General features: G+C 50.8%; 6 protein-coding genes. 3 read left to right on the forward strand and 3 right to left on the reverse strand.

Translation table 11 applies throughout. From position 1 onward, the window contains the following. Positions 1-110: 110 nt before the first annotated feature. Together INT21_RS15410 and INT21_RS15415 are read right to left on the reverse strand one after the other, a co-directional pair. Positions 111-749 carry an NAD(P)-dependent oxidoreductase gene (locus INT21_RS15410; protein WP_193059387.1) on the reverse strand — a complete coding sequence of 213 codons (639 nt, stop codon included), beginning with the start codon at positions 747-749 and terminating at the stop codon, positions 111-113. A gap of 43 nt (positions 750-792) precedes the next feature. Continuing rightward, the gene (locus tag INT21_RS15415; RefSeq protein WP_193085424.1) at positions 793-1728 is read right to left on the reverse strand and encodes a DMT family transporter; all 936 of its coding nucleotides are present in this window, start codon (positions 1726-1728) and stop codon (positions 793-795) included. A gap of 100 nt (positions 1729-1828) precedes the next feature. Here INT21_RS15415 and INT21_RS15420 point away from each other — a divergent pair, with 100 nt between their 5' ends. Continuing rightward, positions 1829-2344, forward strand: coding sequence for a MarR family winged helix-turn-helix transcriptional regulator (locus INT21_RS15420; RefSeq protein WP_193085425.1), 516 nt, complete (start codon positions 1829-1831; stop codon positions 2342-2344). Positions 2345-2414: 70 nt separating this feature from the next. Next, positions 2415-3005 carry a class I SAM-dependent methyltransferase gene (locus INT21_RS15425; protein ID WP_193085426.1) on the forward strand — a complete coding sequence of 197 codons (591 nt, stop codon included), beginning with the start codon at positions 2415-2417 and terminating at the stop codon, positions 3003-3005. Positions 3006-3057: 52 nt separating this feature from the next. On the opposite strand, the gene INT21_RS15430 is transcribed toward INT21_RS15425, so the two are convergent. Next, the gene (locus INT21_RS15430) at positions 3058-3894 is read right to left on the reverse strand and encodes a PhzF family phenazine biosynthesis protein (protein ID WP_193085427.1); all 837 of its coding nucleotides are present in this window, start codon (positions 3892-3894) and stop codon (positions 3058-3060) included. Positions 3895-4001: 107 nt separating this feature from the next. Between INT21_RS15430 and INT21_RS20680 the strand changes: the two genes are divergently transcribed. Further along, on the forward strand, positions 4002-4325 hold the full coding sequence (locus INT21_RS20680; RefSeq protein WP_193085428.1) for a LysR family transcriptional regulator: 324 nt from the start codon (positions 4002-4004) through the stop codon (positions 4323-4325). The last annotated feature ends 39 nt before the right edge of the window (positions 4326-4364 follow it).

Raw genomic sequence — 4364 nt, forward strand, 5'->3', positions numbered from 1 at the left:
GTGTTGATAGGGAAAGTATCGGCGCCAGCTTCACGGATTCAGGATGATGATTAAAGCGTCGAGAGCTAACCAGAGGCTCCCTAGCACTCGGTGTACCGCGTCTTATCGGCTTAATATCCTACGGTAAATGCCTGTTGAATATGTGTTGGCGTTTCTGCTTCATCAAGCATAGCCACTGCAAAATCCTCCATTGAAATACGCGATTCCCCGTTCTTATCCATGACAAGAGTGTCCGAGCCAAGGCGAAAGCTGCCTGTCCGCTTTCCAGGGACGAGCATGGCGGCAGGAGAGACGTAGGTCCATGCTGTGCGAGTTTCGGCAAGGCACCGTTGGTACTGTGCTTGGCAAGCCTTGGCAATTTCTAGTGCTGTTGCTGGTAGAAAGTCGGGGGCTGTTAACACCGTTTCCCCGCTGCGTCCGGGAATTAGCAATCGAGCGGCTCCGCCCACTAATAGCACACGTTGTTCGGCGAGAGCGCTGTTGAGAATCACATCCGTGAGTGTCACCAGCAGCGCTTCCTGCCCCTCTGGTGGGCGAACAGCGCTGATCAATAAATCCTGGCCTTCGACCGCCTGCGTTAGCTGGTGCGGGGCTGATATGTCGGCGACACAGTAGCTTGCCTCAGCAGGCAGCTTGTTACGCTGACTTTCAGTTCTTACTACACCTGTGACGTGATGTCCCCGCGCTAACGCCTCACTCATAATGCGTGTTCCGACGTCACCTGCGGCACCGAGTATCGCGATTTTCATGATCGTTATTCCTTGGTTGAGTGGATCTTGATTGAGTAGATATTCAGTTAGTACGAGAAAGCTGTTTGGCTTTGCCAATATTGAGCAGGAGAATACCTGCGCCAATTAAGACAATGCCTAGGAGTAGGCCCTCAGGAGCGGCTTCTCCCTGGAGGAAGATCGCAACAGGCACCCCCACGACAGCGCCGACGGAACCCAATAAGCTCAGGAATACGGGGCCACCGCTTTTCTGGAGCAGGAACAGTAGAAAGAACTGGCCTGCGAACACTAGCGCTTGGAGTGCAATCAGCATGATGGGCAAGTGGTGTTGAGTTGGAACACGCAACGAAAAGCCTGGTAAGAAGCCTATTCCTAGCAGGATTACAACGGCGGCAATCAGCATGCCGGGGGCCAGAGCACCGCTCGACACACCTGCAGGCCAGCGCAGAGTCCGGTAGATGTTGCCGATGGCTAAGAGCACTGGGCCAGCCAGGGCAATCAGAATCCAGAGGTGATTGGCATCAGGTGACGATAGCTTATTGGCGGCTAAGGTGATGGCACCCAACAGCGCAGACATAACACCAGCCGCTCGCATAAATTGAAATTTTTCTATTTTCAATAACAGCGCACCAATGTAGGTGAGCAGCGGCGGTAGCGTAATGATCAAGGCAACGAACCCAGCACCCACATGTGGGATAGCGGAGAAGAAGATCAAGTTAGAGCCAGCCACGCCAAGCAGTGCGGATACTGAGTAGTACTCAACCGAGCGCAAGCTTATAGGCGGTAAATGACCACGCAGTGCTGAGACGGCCAACAGAATTAACGCCGCCCCAGTGATTGACCAAAACAGAAATGCGAGTGCAGATAGCTGCATTTCCCCAGCAAATTTAGCCAAATTTGTTGACAGGCCGAGTAGGGCGCCACCTGACAGTAGGTAAATCAGTGGTGCAAGCCAGGCCCTTTTTGGTGAGTGTGTAGCAATTGTGTTTGATAATGCCATTAGATATGCTCTCAATTAATGTCTTGATATCAAGATATATGCAGGTTCTCTTGACGTCAAGATAAATGGGCTAAGCAATAATAAGGAGCGCAGTACTTCTATGGATCATGTGGATAGGGGTCATGTGGATAGGGATCATGTGGATAGAATTCTTAATCAGTGGCGGCAGGAAAGGCCTGACCTTAATGTTACGCCGATGGCCACCCTTGGGCGGATTAAGCGACTGAGCTACTGCTTAACCCGTGAACTGGAAAAGACCTGGACAAAGTACGGGCTGAACGGTGCAAGCTTTGACGTTTTGGCGACCCTTCGTCGAGAAGGCCCCCCTTTTGCGTTATCGCCAGGGGGGTTAATGGCTTCCACGATGGTGACCTCTGGCACCATGACTCACCGTATCAACCTGTTGGAAAAGGCTGGTTTGATTGAGCGGGTCAAAAACCCAGAGGATGGGCGCGGTTTTTTGATCTCTCTTTCACAGCGTGGATTTGAATTGATTGATGAAGCGGTTACCGCTCATGTGGAAGCGCAGGCGCAACTGGTGAGTGGCCTCAGTGAAGAGCAGCTGGCGCAATTAGATGATCTGCTGAAGCAGTTCTTAGCGGGATTGGAGCAGTAGTGATGTGTGCCATAGCTGCTTACACATCGATATCTGCTGCGCCTATTTGCTAAAGCGTTGAGGTGTTGGAATGAGCGAGCAAATATATCTCGAAAAGTCACTCAGCGCTGCGGTTTATCCGCCATTAAAGCGGGCGCTTGGTGTTGTGGACACTACCTTGCCTATGGTCGCCGTTGATGCAGGCTGCGGAGCAGGGCGCGATGCACTATTCATGGTAGAACACGGCTATACAGTGCATGCCTATGATAAAAGCGATGCAGCGATAGCGCGTCTGGAGGAGATTGGAGGGCGTTATATTCATCAAACTCTATTTCCTAAAGTGTCCTGCTTTGAACAGTTTGTGTATCCCAGAACTGCGCTCATTAATGCATGCTCAAGCCTGTTTTTTTGTGATCCTGGGCTATTTGCCAGTGCTTGGCAAAACCTTACACGTTCACTACTGAAGGGCGGTGTATTCTGTGGCCATTTCATGGGGCCTGATGACAGCTGGGCAAAAATGGGGCGAGGAGATTTATCGATACACACCTATTCTGACATCCAAGCGCTTTTTAAGGATGCGTTTAGAGTCATCGATATTATCGAGCATAATACGCAGGGTAAGACACTGCTTGGTAAGCCCAAGCAGTGGCATATTTACGCCGTTGTTGCTCAAAAGGTTTAGTGACCAACATCGATAGAGTTTGAATGACTGCTTCTGAGCAGCATGGCAACAATTAAGTGATTTCTACAGCTGTGCCAGCCACTACGATTCCTCCTTGCGCAGGTACTTCGACCTGCAGCAGGCTTAAGCGTCCCATTGTTTCCCCTTGTCTTATAAGAAACTTCCCAGGCGCATCAATCAACTTGGCATCTCGCAGATACCCACCTAGTGCTGCAGCTGCAGCGCCGGTGGCAGGGTCTTCCACGACGCCGCCTATTGGGAAAGGATTCCGAGAGTGAAACAGACCGTTGTGCTCTCGAAAGACTAGCTGCAGCGTGGTCAACTCTTCTCGTAACATTAAAGCCTTCAGTTTTTCAAAATCGTAATCAAGTTGGCTCAATCGAGACTGTGAGTTGACCGCCAAAATAAGGTGCCACACGCCGCCGTAGGCGAGGACTGGGGGGATCGCTAGATCCAGCTCATCAGATGACCATTGCAGTAGCGCTAACACATCATTGACCAACGCTGTAGAGGCAGGTTTATGAGCGGGGACTACCGAGGTTAGTGCTGCTTGAATCTGACCATCGATCGAGCGAACCTCCACAGGTATTCGGCCAACGGCGGTATCCAGCTGGTATGTGCCGGTACCACTTAAGCGCCCTAGCATGACGGCACTAGCAATCGTGGCATGGCCACAAAAGTTGATCTCTGTCAGTGGGCTATAGTAACGAATGGTTCTAATGTTTCCGCTAGCTGGGGCGATAAACGCGGTTTCCGAGTAACCGACCTCTGCGGCTATTCTTTGCATCGTCTTAGTATCCGGCAACTCATCGCCAATCCAAACGCCGGCAGGGTTGCCTTTGCTCGGGTCGGTTGAAAACGCTGTTAGGTGGTATAGAGGTTTACTCACGATGTTCTGCTCCGGAAGGAATCATGTTAGAGAGAACATCATTGTGACCTTAAAAATAATAATGGAAACTGCATTATTGTCATCCATAGGGTTACTAAATTTTAGCCATGAGCAGAATCCCTTTTCCACCTTTAAACACGCTTCGAGCCTTTGAAGCCGCCGCACGGTTAGGTAGCTTCGCTTCTGCTGCTCAGGAGCTGAGCCTGACTCCAGCAGCCGTCAGCCATCGTATTAAAGAGCTAGAAGGTAGGCTCGATATTGCGTTATTTGTACGCCTACCACGTGGTGTACTTTTGACGGAGTCTGGTCGCCGCTACTATGGGCGTTTATCTAATGTCTTTACCCAAATCGAACAAGCAACTAAAGAACTGAGGCAGCAAGGGGTGGACGGTCCGCTGACGCTATCTGCCCCTCACTCTTTTATTCACTAAGTGCCTAACCGAAAGTTTTCGTGCATAATGTATGTAGGA

The organism is Halomonas sp. 3F2F (assembly GCF_014897805.1).
Classification (GTDB): Bacteria; Pseudomonadota; Gammaproteobacteria; order Pseudomonadales; family Halomonadaceae; genus Vreelandella.